Raw genomic sequence first — 25988 nt, 5'->3', positions numbered from 1 at the left:
AAAACTTTTTTGTTTTGCTTAACAACTCTGATAAGGCTTTAAACCAACAGTTAAGAATCATTCGTACAAAATCCTCAAGCCTTACGCAAGCTTTCTCCTGAATTCTGACTCCTGACTCCTGAGTTCTGAGTTCTGACTACTTCTTTGTAAACATCATAAATCAATTCAAAGTTTCATCATGTTTGAACGAAAGCAAATGTAGCCAAAACATTTCAACAGTCATAATGCTTGCCATTTCTAACCACTCTACTACTTTATTTATCTAAAACTATGGAAGTCACAAGACAAACCGCTCAAACCAACATTCAAACTAAACAAGCACAAAATCCAGAAAAAAGCCTATTTTTCAAAATTCTCAATATCGTTGGGCCAATTGCTGGTTTTACTGCTGCTCTCTCACCCCTACCACTATACTTTTGGACTCGCCAGCCCCAGTATCTACCTATTGGTGCAACCTTTACCAGTAATAATCAAACAGTTCAACTTGAACTAGCAGACGATAGAAAAGAATATGTCCACGGACTCAAATTTCGTGACTCTATTCCCGAAAATCACGGAATGCTATTTGTCCTCAAAAAACCTGAAAAAGTTAAACTTTGGATGCAGGATACGTATATTCCTCTAGATATGATATTTCTCCAAGACGGAGTTATTAAATCAATCGTAGAGGCGGCTCCCCCCTGCAAAACAAAAACCTGTCCTAAGTACGATTCCATCTATCCTGTTAACCAAGTTATCGAACTACCTGCTAACAGTACCAAAACCCTCAACCTCAAAGTAGGCAAGAAGCTCCATCTCGACTTCAACCCAAATCAAACGCAGAATTAGTTGACGGACAATTTATTTCACTAGGTAAATTAACGGTAAACCACCGTAATTACACTACCTCATATATCAATTACTGACCCCCGATATAGATTATATCGGGGGTCAAACATTATGAAATAAACCACTGATTTAAATGTTGAAAGTTGTCAATTCAATTTTTCTAATTTTTTACTAATGATTTACTGAAAATCATAGTGTTTAAAAATGGAAAATTCTTAGATGCTTTTACGGATATTAGTCTCATAAAATAGGTTTACAAGCGAGAAGTTGGAGCAGAGATTTACTCCAATCCAAACTATGTACTAGGGGCAGACTCCGCCAACGGAATAAAGCAGTAATTCAGTCGTAATTACCCCTACAAAGTTTCATCCAGTAATTTCCAAAATCATCTACTTTTTTTATGAGAACAGACTACGAATCTAATTTTAGCAACGATCGCATTCCTTCCTACGAAGAATACGGATATCCCGCTCCCACCCGTCGCCGTCGCAACTGGAAAGAAAACGCCAGCATCGCCGGACTAATGGCAGTTGGTACTGGCTTGATGATTGCAGATATCTCCATTCATCACATGGTAATGGCATCGCTGGCTTTTGGAACTGGCATTGTAGCGTTACTACCAAAGGAAGCAAACTTGCTACTTTCCAACTTCGAGAAATGGCAGCGCAAGTATGGCATCAATATTTATACTGTCTTGTTCTGCTTGGTAGGTGTAGTATTTATGTTGGATATGGCCGCTGCACCTGCAAACGCCCAGTTCATGCAAAACGCAGAGGACTTTTTCACAGAGTATTTTACAGGTGTTGACGCAGACATCATTAAATACGTATTCGCAGTACTGCGCGGTTTGTTCTTAATTTACCTTGGTATTGGTCTAATCCGGGTCGTTCAATCAGCCAGAAACGACGAGGATTGGCAAACAATCGCCCGTACACCAATTATCGTTGCCCTCACAGTTGTAGTTGGAGATTTGCTTGCAGGGCTGGTAACAGGCTGATACCAAGTCTTCAAAAAAGCCACCACGAGTGGCACAATTCCACAAGTGCCACTCATCAAAATTTCAAAAGCTGACTTTTGCCTTTCGTAATAATGACAAGAGTTCGGGAATTTCGTACTGTCAACCGCGTATTAGGAGACCAGCCACGCCTCGGGCCATTCCCCGCCGACCAAATTGTTCCCTGGAGTGCGATCGCTCTCATCTCCTACATGGTAGTCAAGGGTTTTATGCAAGCTTCTTGGCTGGCAACCGGAATCGTAACCGCTTGGGGATGGGCAACCTGGTGGACAGTAAGTTCTAACAAAGCCTTTTTCGGTAAGTTTGTCGGCACACCCCGCATCACTCGTGGTTACAAACCTTTTGTCTCCCTCGTTAATCCTCTACAACCTCAACCCAAGAAAAAGCGCAAGCTTAAAAAACGCAGATAAAGCTTCTCAAGTAAAAAATATCACTGAACGAAACAACAGGCTATGAGTTCGACCGCCTCCACGAAAATAAAGCACAAAATTGGTAAAAAATCTCTCGATACCGAACAATTAGGTGTTGTCAAAAACCTGACACCGTTTGAGGATATTACCCATTTAGCCGGGATTGCAAGTATCTCGCTTGCTGGTCGTAGAGATATCGGCGCACTCATCCTCCAGAAAAAAGAAGATATTCAAATCAAGTTCTGCTTCGACGTACAGGGAATTCACCCGTCTTTACCCGAAGAACAGATTATCCCGATTTTTGAAAATATTGAAGGCGGACTCAAAGAACTTCCCGAACGCGAAACCTTAACAATTCATCTTGGTTCGTTCACTGATGATTTTCTCCGGCAGCAGGAACTAAAAAAGATAGAGGATAAATGCGATTTAGAGCAATTAACTTTATTAGTGCGATCTGAACGTCTGCGAGCAAGAGAACTCACCGAAGCAGGAACTCGTAAAAATAAGTTTTTACGTTTCTGGTGTACCTATAGTGTCCTGGCTTCTGAAGACAGTCGCTCAAATGATGCAATTGAAAAAACTATCAAACAATTGCAAAATGCCTGGTTCCAATTTACTGGACAAATTCACGGTGTTCGGCAAGAACGAATCGAAACAATTTTACGGGATAGTTTTACTTCTGGGTTTCAACGGTGGGAACAACTTTTTACTAACTCAATGGGGCTTTCAGTACGAGCAGTCACAAGTGAGGAAGTATGGTCAATTCTTTGGAGTCAGTTTAACCGTAGCGATGCACCCAAAGTTCCCAATCCCCTCATATTAGATGAAGAGGGGCTTCGAGAAGTTCAAACCAGCGATTTCCATATTCGCCACCTGATGCTGGAGAACGAAAAATCTGTCCCCTTTCTCGATCGCAGCTGGGTAAGACTGCAAGACAAGTATATCGGCGTTCTTCAGTTTAGCGAAAAGCCCCAAGGCTGGGTAGACGAATACGCCCAGCTTCGATACCTCTGGGAGGTAATATCCAAAGAAAAAATTTCCGATACTGAGATTATCTGCCAGCTATCTAAAGCCAACCAGGGACTTGCCAAAACTGCTCTTCAACGGATTACTAAACAGTCAATAACTTCCAGCGCCATGTCTTCTGAGAAGGGATCAATTGACGTAAAGGCCAATATGAACATCGAGGAGGCAGTTAAGGCACAAGAAACTATCCTCAGAGGCAGTCTCCCGATCCATACTGCCGTTGTTTTTTGTGTTCATCGTCACAGTCGTCAAAAACTCGATGAAGCTTGCCAATACCTTTCTAGCTGCTTCTTGCGGCCTGCCGTAGTTGATAGAGAAATCGAGTATGCTTGGAAAACATGGTTACAATGTGTACCTATTGTCTGGGAAAACCTACTTACAAGACCCTTTAACCGTCGCCTCCCCTATTTTTCATCAGAAGTTCCCGGACTCATGCCGATAGTTAGAACGGCTACGGGAGATAAATCCGGGTTTGAGCTAATTGCTGAAGAGGGAGGAACTCCAGTACATCTCGACTTGTACAAGCAGCACAAAAATCTCGCTATTTTTGGTACTACCCGTGCAGGTAAATCTGTCTTAGTAGCAGGTCTATTAACACCTGCCTTAGCTCAAGACATTCCCGTAATTGCACTTGATTATCCCAAACCCGATGGTACTAGCACATTTACCGACTATACCAAATTTATGGGGGAAGAAGGAGCATATTTCGATATTAGTAAAGAATCGAACAATCTATTTGAATTACCTGATTTAAGGGGGTATGAGCCGGAAGTTATTAAGGAGAGGATGACCGATTTCAAGGAATTCCTGAAATCCACATTAATGATAATGGTACTAGGGACAAACCCTGTAGGGATAAGTGCCACAATGATATCAAATATCGAGAGTATCATTACAATCACAATTGAAACTTTCTACAACGATGAAGATATAAAACTCCGGTACAAGGTAGCACTAGAAAATGGAGTAGGAACAAGTGAATGGGCAGATATTCCCACACTTAAGGATTTTTATAATTATTGTTCGCCTGGGTTTATCAAACTCGATTCAATCACCAATAATAGTAAAGAAATTCTTGATGCTCTTGACCAAATCAGATTGCGATTAAAGTTTTGGCTGAACTCACGAGTTGGACAATCAATCGCCAATCCATCTAGCTTTAAAACTGATGCGCGACTACTGGTATTCGCACTGCGATCGCTTGGGAGTGAAGCTGATGCAGCAGTCCTTGCCCTTAGCGCCTATTCCGCAGCATTACGTAGAGCTTTATCATCTAAAGTATCAATATTTTTCTTAGACGAAGCACCGATTTTGTTTAGTTTTGACAGCATAGCCGAGCTAATTGGTAGACTCTGCGCCAACGGTGCGAAAGCAGGTATACGTGTAATTTTATCTGCCCAAGAACCAGAAAGTATTTTCCAAAGTAAGTCTGCTTCTAAGATATTTGCTAACATCACAACCCGCCTTATCGGCCGGATTCAAACATCAGCAGTTGACCCATTTGTGAACAGGTTTAAATATCCTTATGAAATTATCTCGCGTAATAGTACCGAAGCATTCTTCCCAAAACGTGAAAGTATCTACTCACAGTGGTTACTTGACGATAATGGCAAGCTTACCTTCTGTAGATATTACCCTGCTTATTGTTTACTTGCAGCAGTAGCAAATAACCCGAACGAGCAAGAATTACGCACCCTCTTCCTCAATAAATATGCCGATAACCCAATGCTGGGTATGGTGAGATTTTCAGAAGGCTACATACAAATGCTTCGGGGAAATGAGTTAAGCCAAGAAGCACAACATTTACTGGATAAAAATAACAATCAGCAATTAAAGTCAGCATAAATTATATAAGACAAACTAACAAATAATCTGGGCTGGGAAAAAGAAGAATCAATAAATCATAGAAAAGTGGCTTAAATTTAATTGCCACATTGGTTATTTTATCCACCAAAAGTATGAAGCCAAAGTTCAATTTTAGTAAGAAAGGGGCAATAATCGGGTCAATCATTGGTCTGGTTACTTTACTCAGTACAGCACCCAGTTATGCCTTTTCAATTGACGATTTCTTCAAGGTTTTAGGCAAATTCAATAACTATTTTGAAGAAACTAAAAACGAACTCACCGCAGCAGCTAATGAATGGGGTGGGATGAAAGGCGAAGCTAAAACTGCTATTCAGACTGGCAGTATGGATATGCCAGACCCAGTAAATTCAGCCGAAAAGCTCAAAGAGCAACTCAAGGGAAAGGGTAACTGGAATGAAAGTAACACAGTTGAAGGTGCTGTAAGTGCAGCTAACGAACTGGAGAGAGAAACCACCCGCGCCACGATCGCCAGCGTCTTAGGGGAAATCGGCCAGGAACGTACCAAAAATGAAATAGAAGCAACTGAACAAACTGTAGCTGAGGCCAAAGAACTCGCGGAATCTGCACAAGCAATGGATGCTTCACAAAACATCCTCAAGGTAATTGCTGCCCAAAACTCGCAAATTGTCTCAATGTTGGGGCAATCCCGCACTGACGGACTGCAAGCACGGCACGATGTCCAGCAAACTAACCTGATGCTATCTCAACTTGCCGAACAAGGGGCAAGCGATCGCCGTCGTCAAAACCTGATGATGGACGGTATCAGTGCCCAGTACATCGAAATCAGTGGGTTTAGCAGTCTCAAAACTACTGCTGGGCAATAATTCACCCTAATTAGTTGGTCATCTCTGCAATTGAGATGACCAAACCTTCACGCCTGTTAACCAAGTGCTATGTTAGAACACCTCATAATTGCAACCGACCCATTTTTTGGACAAGACATTTTAGAAAATGCCGCCGCTGGAGCGCAACTAGTAGCTGAAGGTTTTAATGAACTTTGGCAAGAAACCCTGAACGGTAGCTTGTATGGCTCGATGTGCAAAGTTGGTCAGTTTTTTGCGATCGCCACACTCACCCTTTTTATGGTTGAGTTAGGCAAAAACTGGATAAATCAAGAGGATATGAAAGCCCTCTCCAGTTGGATATGGCCCATCCTGGTTATCGGGCTACTAGCTAACAATGGCACTTTACTCAGAAGTGGAACACTCGCAATACGAGGATATATTAATACTGTCAATAGTGACATTCTTGAATTTACCGCTGCTGGAGCAAACCTAGAAGTAGCATTCAATCGGGCAGTTGGCAATATTGCCCTCCAGCAGCAAGTAGGGGCGGCAATGGAAAGATGCCGCTCAATCCCTGGTAACACGCAAGATTCAATCACCTGCTTGCAACAAGCAGAAGCAGAACTCAAAACCTCTGCGCCCGATCTATTCAAAGGAGAAGCCCCCGATAGCGGTAGTTGGGAGTTTAACCCACTTCAGGCTTTATCTGATGCCAAAGATGCGCTCAACGACCTCTCCCCCGGTCAAATTGCCGAAAAGATTGGTAATTCTATCACCAGTACAATCGGCTCGATGATTACCGGATTTGTCGCAGTCATCCTCCTCGCCCTAAATAACGCCTACCAGTGGGGTATCGAATTCACGATGCTTTTAACTGCCCTACTTGGCCCGTTGGCAATAGGCGGTTCACTACTCCCCTTTGGCGCGAAACCTATTTTCGCTTGGCTAACTGGTTATTTCACCGTTGGAATGGCAAAACTTTGCTTCAACATGATTATTGGTTTGTGCGGACAACTTATTGCTAATTCCGAACAAAACCAACCGATGATATTTCTCCTTTTTGTCGGATTGGTTTCTCCTATCCTTTCATCTGCATTAGCCGCAGGTGGTGGAATAGCTGTTTGGACAGGATTAGGTAAAACAGTAGCATTTGGATCTGAAATTGCAGCAGGAATCGCTACTGGTGGAGCAAGTACAACTGCAACGGTTGCTGTCAATGCCACCAAATTTGTTAGTTCCAAAATTAAAGTTAAAAAGTAATTAGTCAGAATTCAGGAGTCAACGAAGACATTTAAATATTTGATAGTTTGGCAAAAAGCACATCAGTTTGTTTTATTAGTATATCAATTTACTAGTGAGTTCCCTAAATCGGAAATATATGCTTAAACCTAAGTCTAAATCTCAACCAGCCCGCCTCCTCAGTTACGGTCAATCTACCTCTACACCTATTGCAATGGCAATCACCATAACAGCAGGAGGAACTATATTATCTATCCTATTGCAAATTGTAAATATTGGTATGAGTTCTAGTACAAATCGTCATGTCAAAGGTATGACGGTTGTTCAACTCCAAGATGGCTCTATTTCACCTGGTAAATTTGCTGCTCCCAACGAACGCGAAGATGAAACTATCAAACGCTTTATCTCAGATAGCATGATTAAAATGTTCGGTTGGAACGGAATAATCGAAGCAACAGAGAATGGAGAAAACGTTACCAAATCTGATAAAGGAATAGATGTTCAAACAACAAAAAATAGTAGAAAAAGAATTCCGACTAGAGCTTGGGAAGCAGCATTTGCACTATCTGAAAATCAAGATTTTCGGGCAAACTTCCTGAAAAAATTAGCAGAAATTGTCCCAAATGGTGTATTTAACGGTGAAGTTCAAGTCTCACTCGTCACCCGCCATATCTCTGAACCCAGAAAAATCAAGGATGGAAAGTGGGAGGTTGATTATATCGGCACGCTTGTAAGCTTTGATAGAAATGAAAATCAAGGTAAAGGAATCGCCTTTAACAAAACAATTACTGTCGAAGCTATCGATACTCCCAAGTTACCAGCCAAGCCAACTGAACTTGATAAAAAAATTTATTTAGTACGAGAGCAAGGTTTAGAAATTACTCAAATTGTTGATTATAATCTCGGCAAAAAAGAAAATAATTAGTAATTAGATACCCAAATATGTTACAGCTACAAGATGAGGCTTCAAATAAGCATGAATTATCTTCCGTAGATAGTCTTTTACCAATCGATAGTAAAGATATAAAGCCTGTAGAAAATGAACTGGAAGGTTCACAATATGAGGTAGCTGAAGAAGATGAACTGGAAGTAGAAGACCCCGCATTAATACAAACTAAACACGATTTTGTCACATCTCCCTGGTCAAGATTAGGAATTATTGGTGGTGCATTCGGTGCTGGGTTCCTAGTTATATTTGTTGTCCTCAACGGCATGATGAATGGGGGTGGTAAAAATGCCAAAAAACCAGAAGTAACCCCTACCCTTACTCCCACGGTTGCCGCATCTGAGAAAAAAGATGGGGATGTTTATGCCAAGCTTGCCCTTGCCAAGCAACAGGAAGAACTTGATGCACTAAATGGTAAAGGCAAGACGGAAGATAAAGAAGAGAAAAAGGAAGGTACTGAAGAAGAACAATCCAAAAACAAAGAGAAAACACGCTCTATTCCACAACGAAGGGTAGTCGCTCAACAAACTCCCCCTACTTCTAGAAGACGTGTATACCGAGAAGAAGCACCCGAAACTGTTAGACCAAGACGTAGAGAAGTCGCCTCACAGCCAATACAACCCCTGCGTCCTAGCGCTCCTCTGCCAAAATTTGCCAAACAAATAGTTGCCAGCAACCAGAGTGTCGCTAAAGACCCAATAGCCGAACTTGAACGCCTGCGTAGTCTGGGTTCGGTTGGTCGGGTTGATTATATGTTAGCCAGTACCACTGTAAGTGAAGCTACAAGCACAACAGCAGAAGAAGTTACAGCTAAAACTGAAGAAACATTACGCCCAGCAGAACAAAATACCAGTCGCTCCCGTCGTCGCCGTAACCGCCGCAGCGAGAATACCGAAACAGTTACCAACACTCCCAGTCAAATTGAAGAACTACGGCCGCGTTGGGAACCTGTAAACACAAACGACAGTACTCCAGAGTATAGCAATACTGGTGACGAAGAGAACAATCAAGCCGTACCAGTTATTTATAGTTTCTCGGTAAAAGAACCACAAACTAGCTCAGAACTTGGCAAAGAAAAAACCGTAGAATCCAGTTTTGCTGGTAATAAAGAAAACAATTCTCCTCAGCAAGTCGAACGACTTGCAAATGACTACCTGCCAGAAGAAGCACAGATACTTCAAGAAACACAACCACAGTATCTAGTTGTCGGTTCGTTTGCAAGTGCAACCCTCGTAACTCCCCTCGTGATGCCCCAAATCAACAATAACGGTCGTTCCCAGGAGCAGACAAATACGTTACGGTTTGTCGCCCAGTTGAACGAGCCGCTTTACAGCAATACTGGCGAAATAGCCATTCCAGCAGGAACACAGGTAACTATCGCCATGATTTCGGTTGATAGCACATCAGGCGTGCGTGCCGAAGTCACGGCCATCCTCAAAGACGGAACCGAATACCCCCTATCACCCGGAACGATATCAGTCCTGGGAGAGGCAGGTTCCCCCCTAGCCGCCAGACCCTACGACGACAAGGGATCTGAAATTGCCAAGTATGATGCCACTTTGGGGACAATAGCTGGTCTTGCCAAGGTAGGGGAAATTATCAACCAGCCGGATGAAGAAGTTACAGAAGATTTGCCTTTAGGTGGGACAAGAACCCGCAGCCGCAATAACAACCGCAACCTGGGAGCTGCCTTTCTTGAAGGTGCCTTTGGCAAACTTGGCGAAACAGTCAGCAAACGGACAGAACGTGCTACTGACGAAATCAACCGCCGTCCCAATGTCTGGTATGTGCCTAAAGACACCAAAATCACAATCAAAGTCGATAGGTCAATCAAGCTGTGAAACTCAGATATATAGCCGACTTTAGTTTAATGATGCCCTGGGCGATCGCCTTTGGCGGATGCCTCACCATTGCCTCCGTGCTTGCACCAAACCAACTTGTACTAGCAAATACTATCCGTCAAGTTGCAGCGTCCCAGGTATCAGGGGAAAATGCCCAATTGCAGACAGTTAAGGTCTGGCCCGGACATGGGGTATCAATATCGTTCTACAACACCAGAGAAATCATCAAGAAAATCTGGCTAGATGACCCATCTAGGTTTGTTTTTGATGTAGACGGATGTCTTGAAGGCTTGGGTAAGTGTTCTGGAAACAGTACGGGTGCTGGACTAATTCATATTCGCCGCATCGAGACTGTCAAAATCCCCGGTTTACCACAAGCTTCTTACGGGGCGCACATGACGGTGATTACCGAATCTGGGTCAACAAGGAAAAGCTATCACTTTCGGATTGTAGCGGGCAGTGGCACACCAGAGTACAGCCAAATTGAAATTATTGGCGATACTCCCAGCAAACCTGAAGAAGTAAAACCAAAAGTCAGTTACACCGCATTATCTGATAGCAGACATATCGCTAAAGGAATGCAAGTTGCCCTAAAAAATCAGTGGGTTACTACAGATAGCAAGCTTTGGAAGCGTCTGAACCAACTTGTTGAGTTGCGATCGCAAGGAGAGGAACTTGTTGTCGCCGCCAGCACCACCGGAGTATCAATGCAGTTGGTTGAAAAACTCATGGTGCTAGGTGGAAAGCGCTTCTTAGAAATACCGCCACAGCGCAATAACCCTCTCACAACAACAAATCTAGGTAAATCAATTTTTAAATAACCAGTTATGTATACCGAAAATCTGACCACTAACAACCAAATTTTAGATACGACACCAGAGGTAACTGCGATTGTACCAGTGAGAGCTGCAAGTCAGGAAAGTACTCACAAAAAAACCAACCGAGCGCTTGAGTATCGGATGGAAAAGTTTAATAATTTACGCTACCTGATGGTAGCAGGACTTATTGCAGGACTTGCCCTACATGGGTTAATCCGGTTTGGAGGTAGCTACAATATCGGCAGTCTCCTATTCGGTGAGAAAGCAGTAGCTCTAACAGTTCCATCGAAGTATTCAAATTTGAACACTTCGATAGATAAAACAAAACAAACCAAACAGCCACAGCCCGTTGCAACTAAATACGTCAACGGCGCACCTACTCCTGACTGGAGCAGTATCACGTTCAAAAATATGAAATTCGGCGGTGCTGGCAGCGTCGAATTTCCTAATATCAAAAACCCTGGGATGAAGGAGACACGCACCTGGAGCGCAGGACAAAGCCTTTCCGAAGTCATGGAACTGGGTGATTTTGAAGCAACTGAGTTCAATATTGAAGATTTCACGCTTGAAGATATCGCCAACATCACGGGAATTAACCTCAAAAATCTTAAACTGTCAGATTTTGAGACACTAGAGTGGCAAACACTCGAAGACCTCGCCGAAGCAATTCCCAAGCTTGAAGATTCAGAAGTTGGAGCCATCCCACCAATTCAAGAACTAGTGACCAAAGTAACAGGCAGCACCGCAAGCTACCAAAGTGTTGGTGAAGTGCTAGACAATTATCCCGAACTGGGAGAAGTGGAACTTGGCAAGTATGTCAAACTCGATAAATATAAACTAACCAGCATCCCCGGTATTCAGGATGCACAGCTAAAGGACTTTACTAACTGGCAAAACACAACAATTAGTAAAGTTCCGGGATTAGCTGATGTACCGTTTGATCAGTTCCCCAGTGTTCCCATCCCCAATGTTAGCTTTATCGGCAAAGTAGACTTACCCCTCGGTTCGCTTGAAAGTGGACGCTGGAAGTCAATAAGCGGTAGCTATCAAGCTGGGTTTAATGTCCCATGCGAGAAAAAGTGCGGTCACATCGAAGTTTCGGGTAGTGAAACTATCGTTGGCGCACAGTGGATGTCCGGCAAAGACCAAAACGTTAAAGGCGGATTCGGCATCTTGGGCAGTCTCAATGGTGGGAAAGAACCCACAGGTCGTCATCCCTTTGGGAAATCATTTAAACAAGTCATCTGGGATATTAACGAAGCGGACGGCAGTATCACCACCGCGATGTTCTTCCGTATCTGCAAGCGGGGTTGGGTTGATTTAGGCTGCTCGCCCTACTTCATTGGCCCAGTTCCCTTCTTCACCTACCGCGAGATAGACCCAATTATCCTTGGTACACCCCTCACCATACCAAAGAAGTAACAAGTAAAAAGCCAATCATAGAAGAATTTATCCTCTTGCTTTTAACTTTTGACTTGGAGAGGACACCCCACACAAATAACGGAGAAATATGCAACTTTACTTAATTGCATATTTCTTCAATTATCTCATGCAAAATTAACACAGATTAATATGAATAATTATCTGTTTGCAACTGCTAAAGCTAAGACTGTTAGAGAAGTAAAAGCTGCTCATAAAAATAGTAATACTGACTTTAGTAAATATACAGATAAGCTCATGTCACCTCAAGGTTTACTACTTGCAGGGGGAATTGGCTTATTGTTGCTTTTACAGCTTTTTAGTAATGGTAAAAAAGGCAAGCTTGCTACTAGCTATTGGGGTGGAACAAAGGAAACTGCCCAAGCTAAGAAAAAAGCCTTGAAGCAAATCGTCGCTCCTAAATGTGATAGTGCCAGTCTGTATATCGGAGTACACAAATACAAGGGTCAAAAATCACCCAAGGGGAGCGGGGGAGTACCAGTTTATGTACCCGATGTCCAACGCGGAACTGCTGTAATTGGCGCACCTGGTAGCGGTAAATCATTCTCGGCTATCAACCCGATGATTTACTCAGCAATTGACCAAGGTTTTGGTATCGTACTATACGATTTTAAGTATGCAAGTCTTGCCAAAATCGCCAGTTATGCCAAATCAAAGGGGTATGACGTACACATATTTGCACCAGGATTCCCCGAATCGGAGGTATGTAACCCAATCGATTTCTTACGCGACAGTAGCGATGCTGAAACCGCAAGGCAGTTAGCTACAGTAATTAACAAGAACTTCCGCCTGTTGGGTAATGCGTCTGAGGATGCATTCTTTGGCCCCGCCGGCGACCAGTTGACGCAGGCTATCTTAATGTTAACTAAAGAGTTTGGCGACCACGCTGATATTATGACGGCTGCGGCAATACTTTCCAGTGAGAAGATGGTCGAACGCTTGATGGCAGCAGCACTAAACCCCTGGATTAAGATAGCTTTTGGTCAATTATTTAGTTCGGCTGGCTCCGAAAAAACCGTAGCGGGTATCGCTGGTAGCGCTTCATTGATGTTTACCCGATTCATGGCAAGGGGTACATTGGGATGCTTTGTCGGTAAAACAACCCTCCCCCTGGAGGTAAAACGCAAACAGATGATTATCTTCGGGTTAGACCGCGAACGCCGCGATGCTGTCAGCCCACTGATGACTAGCATTCTTCACATGGTAGTTTCCCGCAGTATCGCCAAAAAACGTAAGGAAGATGGCCCATTAATAGTATGTCTTGACGAGTTGCCAAGTATCTTCCTTCCAGATTTATTTAAATGGCTTAACGAATCTCGTTCCGAAGGATTCTGCGGTATCCTGGGTTGGCAAAATATGGGTCAGCTTGAAAAGATTTATGGTAGGGAAATCTCTAAAGCCATCCTCGGTGCCTGCGGCACAAAATTTGTTTTTAATCCTGGTGAAGAAGAATCTGCTAGATTATTTTCTGCATATTTAGGTGAAGAGGAAATTAAATATAAACAAAAATCTCGCTCAACTGGAGGGGGTAAAGCAAGCACATCTATCAGCGAGCAAGAACGGACTCGGAAGCTATTCGAGCCTGCCCAATTCCTCAAATTACCACCGGGGAAATGTCTATTTATCAACCCAGCTTATAGTAATAAAAATGAGGGTTCAGTACCAATATTAAAAAATATCAAAATCCCGAAATATATTATCGGACTCGAACAAGAAAACGATACTAACTGGGATAAAGTCATCAAAGAGCTTGCTAGGAAAAGTACCCAGAAAAAACCCACGCAAGAAGATTTAGATTTGCGAGTCAAGGAAGTAGATCGGAAGTTTCCTATCCCACAAGCACCCGTACAAGCAGGCAATGCACCATTACCTGTTGATGCATACAAGAGCTTTTTCTAAAAATGATACAATGTAGCGTCAAAGACGAAAATATCACTCAGACAAAAATAATTAAGCTAATAAATAATTATCACCAGAAAGGTCAATTAATTAGTTCACATCAAGTAAATAGCAAGAATGCACATTCAATTATTAGCTCTTTTGAGGAACAGTTTATCCTCCGACCAAGAGTGAAACTTCATGGGCTACATAGACAGATTGTAATCGATACAATTGAAATTGAAATAAATGCTAAAAACTATGGTGAATTAATCAAACATCATGTAAATTTAATTGGTTTTGAACAACAACAATATGTTGCATATCTACTTCCTTATCAAAGAGTAAACATACATATTATTTTCAACCGTGCCACAGGAAGCCAAGGAAACTTAATTGACATTAGTTTCCCTAAATATAGTATGTGGAATTCAGAATATAAAGTTAAACTCTCTTACGAGGCAATTATCAATGAATATTACAGAGCAGAAAAACAACAACTTGAGTATAGAAGAGATATTGAACGGAAAGTTAGACGACTTATTGAATATTCTGAAAAAGTCACAAACTACGACCTACAACTCGACAACGCTATTAATAGAATTAACCAAATTCTTAGAAAAATGGCATAAAACTTGTGAGGATATTAATGTACAGCACCAACAAATCAATCAAGAAATATTTATAGCAAAAGAAAAACTAACATTAATGGAAGTTAAAATATCCAGACTAGATGACAAGCTAGAAGCAATGTTAAAAATTATTGCTAACCAAAGCGAACAACTAAGCGAAATAAATCAAAATTTCAAAAATAGCCAAATAGAACTAAGTCAAAACAAACATCAAAATGGAAATTCAACCTCTCTATCACTTGAAGAGGTTAAATTTTTTATTTAATAAAACTACCTCAGCTTCAGTCCGATTCCATAAAAAATTACCCATTTCAAAGTAAGATATGTTTGACCCTAGACAAACTCAAGTTAATGAATCATATTTAAATACAGCTGATACTGCAATTAAAACAAGTCGGGAATTAAGTAAAACCCTCATCAATGCACTTACTAAGATAACTAAAGTAATTCTCGAAAAACTCAAAGAAGCTCAAGAAGCAAGTAAAATTGCAGTTGAAGTTGGCAAAGACATTTACAATCTTGTATCTGATGAATCTACCCCTGGTGCATATAAATGGGAAAAGGTAGATTTAACCAGCCAAAGTATAAAAAGCAATCAAGAAACTAATATTGTGTTCATTCCCGATCTATTAATAGAAGGTCAATACACAATAGAAACTGAACCTTTTACAGACTATCAAGCACAAAGAATTGCTGCCAGATTAGTAGAAGATGTACCCAATTTAAATAGTGATTATCAGCAAACAGGTGATATCGCTCTGAAAATTACAGCTTATTTGGAGTCAGAGGGTTCAGAAAAACAAATCGTTATCTACGAACAAAATAGCGAAGGTAAATGTACAACTAATCTTGTCACTGAAATACTTACCCCAGATGAAATAATAGATGTAGCAAGTGAACCACTGATTAAGCTACTACCTCCATCTGCTGAAATTATTGAAAATTCTGAAGATACAAAAGAGTTATTATCTGATAATGAAAATTTCACTGCTATAGAAGTAAATCCACTGTTAGATGATAGTCAGCTGACTATAAATAAGTTACTACAAGATGAAAACAGCGAAAACAGTTCGCCCATAACTCAAGAAATAAACTCATCTGTTGAAATAGAAGCAGATGAGAGTTTTGAAGATGATGTGGTCAATAATCTTCAAGAAGAAATCGCACAGTCCAAAGAAACTCTTCAAATCAAAGAGATAGTTGTTAGTAACTACCAACCTCAAGATAAAGCTGAAGAAGAGGTAAATGAAAATGGAACTCGCAATCAGCTTTTTGCACAAGAGCCAGAGGAGCTAGAAACTAATAATCGAAACAAATATGCACCTGAATTTAGCTATCAAGAAGTAGCTAACTCCCAAGGTGTAGAGTCAGCAGCGCAGCAGTGGGCGCGTCAAGTTGAAGTACCTATCTATCAAATTAATAATAAACAAGCGCGGGAGGAACGCTACAACGGGGAAAATAAAGACATTGCTGAAACCGCGACGACAATGTTAAAAAAATACGGCACTCTTGAACAAGACGGGTCGCGTATTTACCGTAGCGATACATTTGTGATTCGCCAAGAGGGAGACACTGTTAGCATTCACCGCCGCAGTGATGAACTATTTGGGTGGGAAAACTCTTTGATGGATTTTAAACTCAACAAAAAAGAGGAACCCAAAATAACGAAAAAACCTACAGAGATGTTACCTATTGAACGTCAGGAGTTTCTGATAGTGGCAGAGTACTTGGGCGACAATGGCAAGCTCCCTGACCTCAACAATGCCGATATCCGTGATGTAGCAAATAGCTTGGGAAGTCTTGCACCCGCTGGCACGATTAAAACGCTGGCAGTATTTAAACAAAATGAGATGTTGCATACCCTCAATAACGTCCTCATCCAGGCTGATAAGGAAGAACTTACGGTAGGTGAATTTACCATCAAGCGTACTCGTGAACCCGAAAATAATCGAGCCAGCCTGCAATTATTTAAAACTACTGAAGAGAAAGGTACTCAAGAACTTGTCCGGTTTGACTTGACTAAAACCGAAGCTGGGATTACTAAAGAGGTCAGTAAGATAAATATCTCTGACTACGACATCAACCAAGTCAAGTTTATTGCCCAGAACGCCAGCAAACTCAACTTGGAACAAATCTTCGGTAATGAACAATCTACCCCCGCAGCCGCACCCAAAGAACGAGTCATACAAGCAGCTGGTGATATGCCTGTGAAAGTTCACCCCTATATCGCTGAGGAATGGGCGAACATGGTCAAGCATGGTAGCCCTGACTGGGGAAAGGCAATGAACCAGGGTAATGAAGAGATTCTTCAACGGATAAATGAGAATGACGGCAAGTTACCAATTGCCGACCAGAGGGAAATGTACTTCAAGATTTTAAACCATAAGACAAATGAAGCTGAAAAAAAAGGAGAAACAGTCGTCGATTTTGTTCCCCTCAAAGACATTATGAGCGACTTACAACAATGGCGAGGAGAAGAAATTCGGCAGCAATATACCCCAACTGAACACATACCCTCTCCTCAACGGCAAACTGTTGCGGCTGCATCTAAAACCAAGTCGAGAGAAGTTGAGTTGTAAACTAGCTATTACCAAGTTTGCAAAGTCGCATTGACAATATAAAAACTTGGGTTTAGAAGTTACGCAGATTTACCTCAATTCCAGAATTTAAAACTCAAAAAGCTTACTTTACAAGTTTTTCAATTTATTTAAATAAATAAATAACACGATTACAGTAAAAATTACTACGTAAAGCTCACGCAGATACTCAATGTAGTATCTCAAATAAAAAACCAAAAAGTGAGCTTAACATCTGAACTAAAAAATAGAAACTCACCTATCAGGAGATGGTTTGACTCTAGACTCAACAAGACAGTCATCAAGATGATTACTAACCATAACCAGCTATTAGAAAATCAAGAAATTATCAGACCGATTGATGGAGTAGATTTTCCCTTAGTAGGAAGTGCGATCGCCAAAGCACTTGCTAAGTATTTAGGAAGCATCTATGAAGATAAAACATGGTTTACTAATTGTCTTGCCCAGGTTGGAGCCAAAGCCCTCAAAATAGAATATGCCTTCGATTATTCCATTACAAATTCAAATTCACTTGAAGAAGAAGCTCTAAAGTGTATGCTACTGGGTGCATTAGAAAATTATGCTCGTAGCCGTAATATTCATGAGATTATTCAACCTTTTCTACAAGGAGAAAAATCCCTTCAGCTTGAAGCAGAATACTTCACAAAATGGCTTCCTAGTATCCAAGATACATCTCAAATCATCGGTATTGTACCCCGTACCTGGCAAACAGTAGCTAATCAAGTAAGTGGGAATATTACCTGCAATGCTTCATATCCTTTAAGTGAATATCTTGGAGGTGCTGATTGCCAGATAATTGCTGGAAATACTCTCATCGATGTACGAACAACTGCCAAAAAGCGTCCCTTCTCTCTAGAAAATTTTTACCAACAAATTAGTTACGTCCTACTTGATAGCAATGATACCTATACTATCAATCAACTGGTCTGGTTTTACAGCCGCCAACAGTCGGTATTCTTCTATCCTACTGACAAAATATTCCGCGACTTGCAAGCGACAAGAGAAGAATTTAAGAAAATGATTCTTGATAACTATCACACAAATAGGCTAGCAGAACAAAACAAGTGTTTATATCTTCCCCAGTAAGGATAAAAATATGATTCAAGACTTTCAACTCAATCCTAGCTTCAATATCCACTTCGATGGTATGAAGTATCACGCCAAGATTCACTTTGATATGCTTTTGAAACTGAAGCAGAAGAAATTCCAGCAAATGCTATTAGCACTCTTGCGACAAAAGTATCTAAGCGTTGGCGGCAGTCTTTTCTGAATATTGCAAATAAATACAGACATCTACTAGTTAGCCTTCTCTATGCAGAGGGTTAACTTAACGAATTAAAATCAACTTTTGATCGTTTAAGTACTATGAAATTAGGTTTCTATCCAGTATTGGGTAAGAGCGATTTTGTTAGAAGCAAGGGTAAAAAATAACAATGTGACTATATTTTATTTTCTTTAAGACGCACAATTGTAACTTATAGTTACGAGGTACGTACTCAATACTTATATGAGTTTATGTTAAGATTAAATTGTATTTGATATATTGCAAAAGTGGCTTATATCCAAAAATCATTCAAGATTAAACTAATTCCCACACACAAACAACAAGTCTTAATCAAGAAGACAATTGGATGTGCTAGATTCGTGTATAACCGTTTTCTAGCAATGAAAAAAGAGTTATACAACGCTGAACAAACAACGTTAAGCTACAACGCTTGTAGTCAACAGTTAACTCTACTAAAAAAAGAGATTAAATGGCTCAACGAAGTAGATAAATTTGCTTTACAAAACTCCTTAAAGAATTTAGAGACAGCTTACAAGAACTTTTTTGCTGATTTAAAAAAAACAAAAAATAAAAAAGGTGTAGGCTTTCCTAAATTCAAAAACAAGCACAAGTGTAAGCAGTCTTACAAGACTAACCTTACCAATGGCAACATCAAAGTAATGGAAAATCGTTTAAAACTTCCAAAGCTAGGATGGATAAAGTTCCATAAATCCCAAGACATTACTGGAAAAATTGTAAACGTTACTGTTACTTGCACTTCTGGGGGGAAATATATTGCTAGTATTTTGTGTGAAATAGAGATAGAGAAATATCCTTTAATTCCTCAAAATATTGGATTAGACCTGGGAATAAAATCTTATCTCGTTACTAGCAAGGGTGAAGTTGTAGATAATCCCAAATATTATAGGACTCACCACAGGAAGTTACGCAAGGCACATAAAAAGCTATCTCGCTCTGTAAAAGGTAGTAGTAATAGAGTCAAAGCGAAAACCAAGCTGGCTCGTACCTACGAACGCATTACCAATCTGAGAGATGACTTTCTGCACAAACTTTCGACTCGCTTAATCAAGGAAAACAGCATTATCTTTATTGAAGATTTGCGAGTTGCCAACATGGTTAAAAATCACAAATTAGCCATGAGTATTTATGATGCTAGTTGGTCTAAGTTCGTTGCTATGCTTGAATATAAAGCTAAGTGGCATGACAGAATTGTGCAGAAAGTTAGTACATTTTACCCTTCATCTCAGACTTGTAATCATTGTGGTTTCATTAACCCATTGGTTAAAGATTTAAAGTTGCGTGAATGGTCTTGCCCTAGTTGTAATAATTACAATTTGAGAGATACAAACGCAGCATTAAATATTTTGGCTGAAGGATTAAGAATTTTGACAGCAGCCGTCGGTGCGCCGGATGCTTTAAACGCCTGTCGAGAACTTGTAAGTCCTGGATTACTCCAGGCAGAGTTCGTTGAAGCAGGAATCGCATGACTAGAAGTCACGCGAGGTTCAAGGTTCAACTTTTATCCAAGAAGGACTAGGCGGTGGGATGTTAGTCAGCCTTTAAATATATAACCCAGCAGTAATAGCACCAAAATAATTTATGGAGACTACAAAACGAGTAATTAATATAAGTGAAAAATTCGGTAGTTGGATTGTACTAAATAAACAAGGAAAGCAAGTATTATGCCAGTGTGATTGTGGAACCCAAAAACTTGTCTACAGTCACACCCTTACCAATGGTCGGTCAACTAATTGCGGTTGTAAAAAAAGAAAAGAATCCATCCCAGTTGGGGCAAACTTTGGGAGACTAAAAGTTATATCCGATGTAGAAGTTAAGGGGAAAAGGGGTGAACTACTACTCCTTACCTTATGCAGCTGCGGAACCCAAAAGTATGTCAGTAAAAATAGCTTAAAAAGAGGGCTTACACAAAGCTGCGGATGCTTGCAGCGCGAAACCCTCAAGAGCGATAAAACTGTCCACGGCCACTGTAAAAGCCACGAGTATAACTCCTGGTTACACATCAAGCGCATCTGCTATAACAAGAACCACCATCAGTACAAGTATCATGGCGGGTGCGGAATTGAAGTTGATGCATCCTGGCGCGATAACTTTACCCAGTTCTTAAAAGATATGGGAGTAGCACCCGAAGGAACAGTCATAGCACGTATTGATCTAGAGAGTGACTTTGCTCCCGGAAATTGTCAATGGATACCTAGAAAAGAGCATTACCGTCAAATACATTTCTTAAGAAGAAAAGAATTCTTCATTTCTCAAACTTTACCCAAACCAGTTGTTACAAATTATGAGATTAATGTTTCACCAAATATTATTCGCGCAATTGTCAAAGCTCATGCAAATGGTGAAGCCAATATGAATAAACTTGCTACACAATATAAAATTAGCACTCAAGACGCAATAAATATTATCCTTCACCACGCTTAAATCATAAATTTATTTTTAATAAAAGTGCGTCATCTTAATCGATAACGCACTTTTTATTTTCAATAAATCATTGAATATTTTAAATAAGTATTAATCTGTTCATAGATTAATCACCACAGTTATTACATACCTTGTCAAGGTAGTTATTAGGAGTAATTCAGCAATCAATAAAATCCAAAGTATTTTACCTGAGCATGAAGTTGACTGCACATGGCTAAATAATGGCGATTTTTAACTAAGTGTTCATACAAATACGAATCATTCTCTAGCTAGAAAATGGAGCTAGATTTTCTACCACAGACGAAATTATCAACTAGCTAGGCAAGCAAAACCTCAAGTCAAAATCATAAAAATTGTACATGATAATACACAACGGCTCTTACATCTGGTTTCACGCAGGACAAACTGCAAGATGGGGAACTATAAATGCGATTAAAGCATTGCCATACCTAATGATTGCATACCAAATCGACGGACAGTGGTACAGTGACCCCGATTTTTTACCACCCAAAAATCTAGAAGTAAAACCAACAATCCCTATAAGTTCAGCAATTATTCACATACCAAAAACAACAGTTGAGCTACAACCAATTGTTCAATTATGTGCGGGATTTAGGAACAAAAAAATTCACAGTCTTTGGGTAGTTAATGCTCCAGAGCAGGTATTGAAACATATTTTCGAGTGCAAGCAATGGGACAGTATATCACCCAAGCAACTATTAGAAACTCTGTATGAATTAATTCTTTATGGCTACGAAGTCAAAATACTTCCTGCCAAAAAGGAAACCATATCCCCAATCGAATGGATGGAATAGTAATGACTAATAGCAACCAACAACTCACACTTTACTATCCTTGTGTAGTCCAAATTCTAGATCAGTTTGTACAGACAATATCAGTTGAGTTTTGGATACACAGTCCAATAAACGAAAAATGGAATTTGGTAGTCTTGAAAGATGGTGATAGCAGCAGCATATCGGGTTATACATATGCGACAGCACCACGTAAAATGGCATACCTCCATGAAGAATATCTATCAATAGAAGCCTTTTTGCAAGCCAAAAAAGAAGAAGGTGTGGACTATCCCATTCGACATAAAAGAACTTATCTGACAGTTAAGGGTGCTGCATCTCACAAACTATTCTGGACATGGACAAATCCTCAGACCAATAAAATTGAACGCATCCACTGGCATCCTTTAGCTATAAAAGCAAAGGCAAGTGAAGATGACCGAACTGACTACTCAAATATAACTCCAGTCAAGATTGTAAATGGAAAATTAATTACACTTGAAAAGGAGAATCTACCATCAAATAGAGCAGCTTTTTCGGAGTTTCTTGCAGACAGGGAAGAAAACCTCCGCCTTGCACTTGAAGCCCTAAAATCAGCCAATCCTGATGCCGCACTTGAACTGCTAGCCATCATGGAAGAAATATCCAAAGATTGCTTCTATGCCAGTTGGATTATGGGCAATGGATACAATTTAGCATCAATTCTTAAATCATGGGATGGCACTAGCAACGTCAGCTACGGCGGTGGGGAAATCACACAGCAACAGTTAGCACTAATGCACGTTCTTTCTGAACTATCCCAAGGTTGGTGGTTTTGGGATGAAGATCAGGACACTGGGGTAATTTTCCAAAGTTAAACTTACAGGGGAATCGCCTGATTATTTGGGCTGGGAGTATTGCGATCGCTGTACATGATCGGGAATGCGCTACTGTTAATCGTAAGCGCATTTTTTACACCCAGTATATCGAAGGTTAATTTTGAGTATGGGAAAGATGGCGATATTTGAGAAAAGCCTCTAAGACACTTACTTCGAGCTAAGAGTAAGTGTCTACCCCTGTGTAGCAACTGGTTAATCTCTATTTTCAGTTATTTTAGAGAATAACGATCTCATATCCACTACAGATTATTATTTAGTGATGAATTATACTTATAACTCCATATCGCAATTCCGAGTTGGAGAAAATTGATATTGTTTTTGTTTTGCAGCCGCTATTTCAAAAGAGGTATCAAATTCGGTAGCCTTTGTTCCAAGTTTTAATTCCTCGTATAAAGGCACACCATCGCCGTCATTATCACTCTTGAGAACCTTAGTCATGATATGAGCAGGGGCAACTTGCGCGAGGCGATTTACTACATTAGCAATAAACTCGTTAGATGCTTCGCAGCCATTAAGGTATCTAATCAAAGCATCAGCAGTAGCCTCAGTCATCTTGGATGGGTTTTTTACCCCCGCTTCCAGAATAAAGTCATCGTAAATAGCTTTCTCGCTATCAGTAAAATTTTCCTTGCAAGCTTGTTGGATAATTAATTCAGCCTGCTGTTGTTGATTTAAAATTGTCATAGTGGTTTTTAAATATTGTTAAAGGAGTAACAGATATGACACATTATGTTTGCGATTTGTATGGCAATACAAACTGGAAGATTCCAGTAGAAGAAGTCGCCGCTAGAACATTCAATACAGAACAAGAAGCACAACAATGGTTCCAAGAGAAGTGTTCTGATAACAGTATTGAATTTAGTGGCTTCCATGATACTGAACGCTATGTCACTAACTGGGTTTCCTGCAACGGTCAAGAAGTTGGTGAAATCACCAAACGCCCTACCTAATTCCAACAAATCCTATTAGAAATTCAGAAAATTGTTTGTACCAGACAATTTTCTTCATCAAATTTAACGCCATATTAAATGACGCTCATAGACGGACAGTTAATACGAGAACACGTAAAGCAAGAATGTCAAAAATACAAATCCATATTTCAAGCATCTCAAAAAGAAGTAGCAATCATCAGATTTGAGTCTTCAGAAAATGCCAGCAATGAATTAAGAGCTAGATATGAAGCAGCCAGAATCTCAGCAGAACAAAAAGTAGCTATTTTCAACGCTATTGGCATTACTCCCAATTATATTGTGCTATCACCCAATATCGCAGTAGAGCAATTTGATGGCATTGTTCAATCCATTAACGAAAACACCCAAGTCACTGCTGCTATTGTTCAATATCCAATTCCAGCTAAGTTTACAAGCTCAATTGGGCTATTAGAGCCACAAAAAGATATAGATATCGTCCGCAGACAAAGCAACAATTTCTTTGAAAGTTGTGCTACTGCTGAAGGAATCGCCAGAATTGTTGAATCCTACGCACAAAGAGATTCCAATGTTGCAGTTGTCGGCGGAGGTGGCTTTGTGGGCAATGGTGTTATCAAATATTTAGAAGCAAGTAGAATCAGCTGTTTCTGTTTGGAAGACGGCGATGACCTGACTAGAACTCAAGAAGCTGACATTGTAGTATCAGTCACCGGAAGACGAGGAATTTTCACGGACTATGTACTCCCCTCTCATCGCTTGGTTGTCGATGGTGGCTTTACACCTACTGCTTCTGGTGCTGCTGGCGATGTAGACCGCAGTGCTTACAGAATCCCCCAGAACATTACGCCCGTCCCTGGAGGTGTTGGCCCAATAGAAATGGCAATTTTAGCAGAACGTTTGGTAAAAATGGATTTGGGCATAGAACTTGGGAAATGGGACTATCAGCAATTACAGCAAGAACAGATGCAACGCGCTACTATAATTGCCCCCATAGCTAGAGTGTTCTTCGCACAGCAAGCAAGTGCCTATCCTCAATCCATTCGCACAGAAAAAGAAAACCTATTTGTCTTGGAAGGTAGTAACTACCAGATCAGCTTCAATAGCACCACGCAAAGTTTAACTGTTGCCAGAACCAATGAAAAGCTAACGCTAATTCGACTAACTCTTGCAAGTAATCAAATTGAAACCGCCAGGGGTATAACAAACGAGGATATAGCAAGATGGCAGCAAATTCAAACTGCGATCGATTCAACAATAACGCAATCAGCTGATAGAGGTATAGAGCTTTGAGACTATCAATTATCACTGCAACCTACAATAGACCTATGCAGCTTGCATCTACTGCACTGCCAAGCATTCAAAGTCAAACTGACCGCAATTTCGAGTGGATTGTCATCAATGATGGCGCTAATCCTGATACCAAAGATATCATCAACAGCATTATGGCAAAAGCTGATTTTCCCATCAGTTACATTGAAATGGAACACCCTGAACCGAGCACTGGCTTTGGCTTGTGCTACGCTCGTAACCTGGGACTAGATGCAGCTGGTGGTGACATTGTTTCATACCTGGACGATGACAACAGCATAGCTCCTGAATTTGTTGCCTCAATGCGGCAGTACTTTGAACAACATCCCAATGTCCGATACAGCATGGCAAGACAGCAGCGCCGCCGCGATGTCATCCGCAATGGTAGTGTTATTCGCCAAGGAAAACCGTTTGTTTCGCCTAGCAATTGCTGCTCCTTACAGCAGCTTCTATGGCAACAAGAGATATTCGACAGCAATGGTTTCGTCCACTACCGAAGCAATGCTCCTAGATGGAATCCCCAGTTTAAAGTATTCGCAGACTATGAGTATTTGCTGCAATGTGCTTGCATCTGGGGTGAAGGTGGCTTTGGTCTCAATAACAGCATTCTTGTTAACTATATTCAGTCTTCTATTGGTATTATTGGTAGTTCCAACTATGAGCAATGGGCAACTGAGCTATCGCTGATTGTCAGTAACCAAGCAAACTATTTCATCCTTCAGGACAATGCTGTTGAACCCTTAGAGCAGCTTGTAAACACTTATATTACTAAAGGAAAAATCTCATTAAAGCCAAAAGCATTTGCCCTTCTTTAGATTTAAAGAAGCTTGTCAACCGCGCTGAATCTAGCCTGAAGTAGAGAGTCAGGAGGCATCTTTATTCTGGCTTCTGACTCCTCAAAACTTTAAAAGTGAAACTTAAATGGCTATTGGCTTAATAACTAGTTATTGAACAAATCCAAATCTGTCACAGCACCAACACTGCTAGAAGATACCAATTTGGCATATTTCGCCAACACGCCTTTAGTGTAACGC

Annotated in this window: 23 protein-coding genes and 1 pseudogene; 23 read left to right on the top strand and 1 reads right to left on the bottom strand. The window is 40.6% G+C overall.

The window, feature by feature from the left end; translation table 11 throughout:
* The first annotated feature begins 270 nt into the window (after positions 1-270).
* From VB740_RS03985 to VB740_RS03890, 20 genes and pseudogenes are all read left to right on the top strand, one after another.
* Positions 271-828 (top strand): DUF192 domain-containing protein, encoded by a 558-nt coding sequence (locus tag VB740_RS03985; protein ID WP_323198774.1) that lies wholly within the window; start codon positions 271-273, stop codon positions 826-828.
* 400 nt (positions 829-1228) lie between these two features.
* On the top strand, positions 1229-1825 hold the full coding sequence (locus tag VB740_RS03980; protein ID WP_323198773.1) for a hypothetical protein: 597 nt from the start codon (positions 1229-1231) through the stop codon (positions 1823-1825).
* 92 nt (positions 1826-1917) lie between these two features.
* Positions 1918-2253: a hypothetical protein gene (locus VB740_RS03975; protein WP_094351880.1), complete on the top strand. Its 336-nt coding sequence runs from the start codon at positions 1918-1920 to the stop codon at positions 2251-2253.
* A 42-nt stretch (positions 2254-2295) separates the two neighbouring features.
* Positions 2296-5124 carry a hypothetical protein gene (locus VB740_RS03970; protein WP_323198772.1) on the top strand — a complete coding sequence of 943 codons (2829 nt, stop codon included), beginning with the start codon at positions 2296-2298 and terminating at the stop codon, positions 5122-5124.
* Positions 5125-5237: 113 nt separating this feature from the next.
* Positions 5238-5969, top strand: coding sequence for a hypothetical protein (locus VB740_RS03965; protein ID WP_323198771.1), 732 nt, complete (start codon positions 5238-5240; stop codon positions 5967-5969).
* A gap of 69 nt (positions 5970-6038) precedes the next feature.
* A complete protein-coding gene (locus VB740_RS03960; protein ID WP_179070519.1) occupies positions 6039-7190 on the top strand; it encodes a hypothetical protein in 1152 nt (383 codons plus the stop codon).
* 9 nt (positions 7191-7199) lie between these two features.
* Positions 7200-7310: pseudogene (locus VB740_RS03955) on the top strand (four helix bundle protein); the annotation flags it as partial.
* Complete coding sequence (locus tag VB740_RS03950) at positions 7309-8094, top strand: hypothetical protein (protein ID WP_323198770.1); 786 nt, start codon at positions 7309-7311, stop codon at positions 8092-8094. The pseudogene VB740_RS03955 and the gene VB740_RS03950, both read left to right, overlap by 2 nt.
* 17 nt (positions 8095-8111) lie before the next feature.
* A complete protein-coding gene (locus VB740_RS03945; protein WP_323198769.1) occupies positions 8112-9956 on the top strand; it encodes a TrbI/VirB10 family protein in 1845 nt (614 codons plus the stop codon).
* Positions 9953-10777, top strand: a complete 825-nt coding sequence (locus tag VB740_RS03940; protein WP_323198768.1) for a hypothetical protein — start codon at positions 9953-9955, stop codon at positions 10775-10777. Before VB740_RS03945 ends, VB740_RS03940 begins: the two co-directional genes overlap by 4 nt.
* 6 nt (positions 10778-10783) lie before the next feature.
* On the top strand, positions 10784-12196 hold the full coding sequence (locus tag VB740_RS03935) for a hypothetical protein (RefSeq protein ID WP_323198767.1): 1413 nt from the start codon (positions 10784-10786) through the stop codon (positions 12194-12196).
* A 150-nt stretch (positions 12197-12346) separates the two neighbouring features.
* Positions 12347-14113: a type IV secretory system conjugative DNA transfer family protein gene (locus tag VB740_RS03930; RefSeq protein WP_323198766.1), complete on the top strand. Its 1767-nt coding sequence runs from the start codon at positions 12347-12349 to the stop codon at positions 14111-14113.
* A gap of 450 nt (positions 14114-14563) precedes the next feature.
* Positions 14564-14989 carry a hypothetical protein gene (locus VB740_RS03925; RefSeq protein ID WP_179070525.1) on the top strand — a complete coding sequence of 142 codons (426 nt, stop codon included), beginning with the start codon at positions 14564-14566 and terminating at the stop codon, positions 14987-14989.
* A gap of 58 nt (positions 14990-15047) precedes the next feature.
* Entirely contained in the window at positions 15048-17303 is a 2256-nt protein-coding gene (locus VB740_RS03920; RefSeq protein WP_323198765.1) for a hypothetical protein, read from the top strand.
* 219 nt (positions 17304-17522) lie between these two features.
* Positions 17523-18407, top strand: coding sequence for a hypothetical protein (locus tag VB740_RS03915; RefSeq protein ID WP_323198764.1), 885 nt, complete (start codon positions 17523-17525; stop codon positions 18405-18407).
* Positions 18408-18417: 10 nt separating this feature from the next.
* Entirely contained in the window at positions 18418-18591 is a 174-nt protein-coding gene (locus VB740_RS03910) for a hypothetical protein (protein WP_256091125.1), read from the top strand.
* A gap of 281 nt (positions 18592-18872) precedes the next feature.
* On the top strand, positions 18873-20093 hold the full coding sequence (gene tnpB, locus VB740_RS03905) for an IS200/IS605 family element RNA-guided endonuclease TnpB (protein WP_323198763.1): 1221 nt from the start codon (positions 18873-18875) through the stop codon (positions 20091-20093).
* Between the two features lie 112 nt (positions 20094-20205).
* The gene (locus VB740_RS03900) at positions 20206-21048 is read left to right on the top strand and encodes a hypothetical protein (protein WP_323198762.1); all 843 of its coding nucleotides are present in this window, start codon (positions 20206-20208) and stop codon (positions 21046-21048) included.
* 359 nt (positions 21049-21407) lie between these two features.
* Positions 21408-21863, top strand: coding sequence for a hypothetical protein (locus VB740_RS03895; RefSeq protein WP_323198761.1), 456 nt, complete (start codon positions 21408-21410; stop codon positions 21861-21863).
* Between the two features lie 2 nt (positions 21864-21865).
* A complete protein-coding gene (locus VB740_RS03890; RefSeq protein ID WP_323198760.1) occupies positions 21866-22696 on the top strand; it encodes a hypothetical protein in 831 nt (276 codons plus the stop codon).
* A 291-nt stretch (positions 22697-22987) separates the two neighbouring features.
* Here VB740_RS03890 and VB740_RS03885 read toward each other — a convergent pair whose 3' ends face one another.
* Positions 22988-23401, bottom strand: coding sequence for a hypothetical protein (locus tag VB740_RS03885; RefSeq protein WP_323198759.1), 414 nt, complete (start codon positions 23399-23401; stop codon positions 22988-22990).
* Between the two features lie 35 nt (positions 23402-23436).
* Between VB740_RS03885 and VB740_RS03880 the strand changes: the two genes are divergently transcribed.
* The 3 genes from VB740_RS03880 to VB740_RS03870 all read left to right on the top strand — a co-directional run bounded on the left by VB740_RS03880 (position 23437) and on the right by VB740_RS03870 (position 25769).
* Positions 23437-23667, top strand: coding sequence for a hypothetical protein (locus VB740_RS03880; RefSeq protein WP_069072316.1), 231 nt, complete (start codon positions 23437-23439; stop codon positions 23665-23667).
* 78 nt (positions 23668-23745) lie between these two features.
* The gene (locus VB740_RS03875) at positions 23746-24936 is read left to right on the top strand and encodes a bifunctional 5,10-methylenetetrahydrofolate dehydrogenase/5,10-methenyltetrahydrofolate cyclohydrolase (protein WP_323198758.1); all 1191 of its coding nucleotides are present in this window, start codon (positions 23746-23748) and stop codon (positions 24934-24936) included.
* Positions 24933-25769 (top strand): glycosyltransferase family A protein, encoded by an 837-nt coding sequence (locus VB740_RS03870; protein WP_323198757.1) that lies wholly within the window; start codon positions 24933-24935, stop codon positions 25767-25769. The genes VB740_RS03875 and VB740_RS03870 overlap by 4 nt, the downstream gene beginning before the upstream one ends.
* Positions 25770-25988 lie beyond the last annotated feature (219 nt).

Source organism: Nostoc sp. UHCC 0251 (genome assembly GCF_034932245.1).
Classification (GTDB): domain Bacteria; phylum Cyanobacteriota; class Cyanobacteriia; order Cyanobacteriales; family Nostocaceae; genus Nostoc.
Note: the sequence above shows the minus strand (reverse complement) of the source record. Positions and strands in the feature narration are given on the sequence as shown.

What these genes read in the sequence shown, in the direction of transcription:
- VB740_RS03985 (WP_323198774.1), top strand. Translation starts at nt 271, where the DNA reads ATGGAAGTCACAAGACAAACCGCTCAAACCAACATTCAAACTAAACAA.
- VB740_RS03980 (WP_323198773.1), top strand. Translation starts at nt 1,229, where the DNA reads ATGAGAACAGACTACGAATCTAATTTTAGCAACGATCGCATTCCTTCC.
- VB740_RS03975 (WP_094351880.1), top strand. Translation starts at nt 1,918, where the DNA reads ATGACAAGAGTTCGGGAATTTCGTACTGTCAACCGCGTATTAGGAGAC.
- VB740_RS03970 (WP_323198772.1), top strand. Translation starts at nt 2,296, where the DNA reads ATGAGTTCGACCGCCTCCACGAAAATAAAGCACAAAATTGGTAAAAAA.
- VB740_RS03965 (WP_323198771.1), top strand. Translation starts at nt 5,238, where the DNA reads ATGAAGCCAAAGTTCAATTTTAGTAAGAAAGGGGCAATAATCGGGTCA.
- VB740_RS03960 (WP_179070519.1), top strand. Translation starts at nt 6,039, where the DNA reads ATGTTAGAACACCTCATAATTGCAACCGACCCATTTTTTGGACAAGAC.
- VB740_RS03950 (WP_323198770.1), top strand. Translation starts at nt 7,309, where the DNA reads ATGCTTAAACCTAAGTCTAAATCTCAACCAGCCCGCCTCCTCAGTTAC.
- VB740_RS03945 (WP_323198769.1), top strand. Translation starts at nt 8,112, where the DNA reads ATGTTACAGCTACAAGATGAGGCTTCAAATAAGCATGAATTATCTTCC.
- VB740_RS03935 (WP_323198767.1), top strand. Translation starts at nt 10,784, where the DNA reads ATGTATACCGAAAATCTGACCACTAACAACCAAATTTTAGATACGACA.
- VB740_RS03930 (WP_323198766.1), top strand. Translation starts at nt 12,347, where the DNA reads ATGAATAATTATCTGTTTGCAACTGCTAAAGCTAAGACTGTTAGAGAA.
- VB740_RS03925 (WP_179070525.1), top strand. Translation starts at nt 14,564, where the DNA reads ATGAATATTACAGAGCAGAAAAACAACAACTTGAGTATAGAAGAGATA.
- VB740_RS03920 (WP_323198765.1), top strand. Translation starts at nt 15,048, where the DNA reads ATGTTTGACCCTAGACAAACTCAAGTTAATGAATCATATTTAAATACA.
- VB740_RS03910 (WP_256091125.1), top strand. Translation starts at nt 18,418, where the DNA reads ATGATTCAAGACTTTCAACTCAATCCTAGCTTCAATATCCACTTCGAT.
- VB740_RS03900 (WP_323198762.1), top strand. Translation starts at nt 20,206, where the DNA reads ATGGAGACTACAAAACGAGTAATTAATATAAGTGAAAAATTCGGTAGT.
- VB740_RS03895 (WP_323198761.1), top strand. Translation starts at nt 21,408, where the DNA reads ATGATAATACACAACGGCTCTTACATCTGGTTTCACGCAGGACAAACT.
- VB740_RS03890 (WP_323198760.1), top strand. Translation starts at nt 21,866, where the DNA reads ATGACTAATAGCAACCAACAACTCACACTTTACTATCCTTGTGTAGTC.
- VB740_RS03885 (WP_323198759.1), bottom strand. Translation starts at nt 23,401, where the DNA reads ATGACAATTTTAAATCAACAACAGCAGGCTGAATTAATTATCCAACAA.
- VB740_RS03880 (WP_069072316.1), top strand. Translation starts at nt 23,437, where the DNA reads ATGACACATTATGTTTGCGATTTGTATGGCAATACAAACTGGAAGATT.
- VB740_RS03875 (WP_323198758.1), top strand. Translation starts at nt 23,746, where the DNA reads ATGACGCTCATAGACGGACAGTTAATACGAGAACACGTAAAGCAAGAA.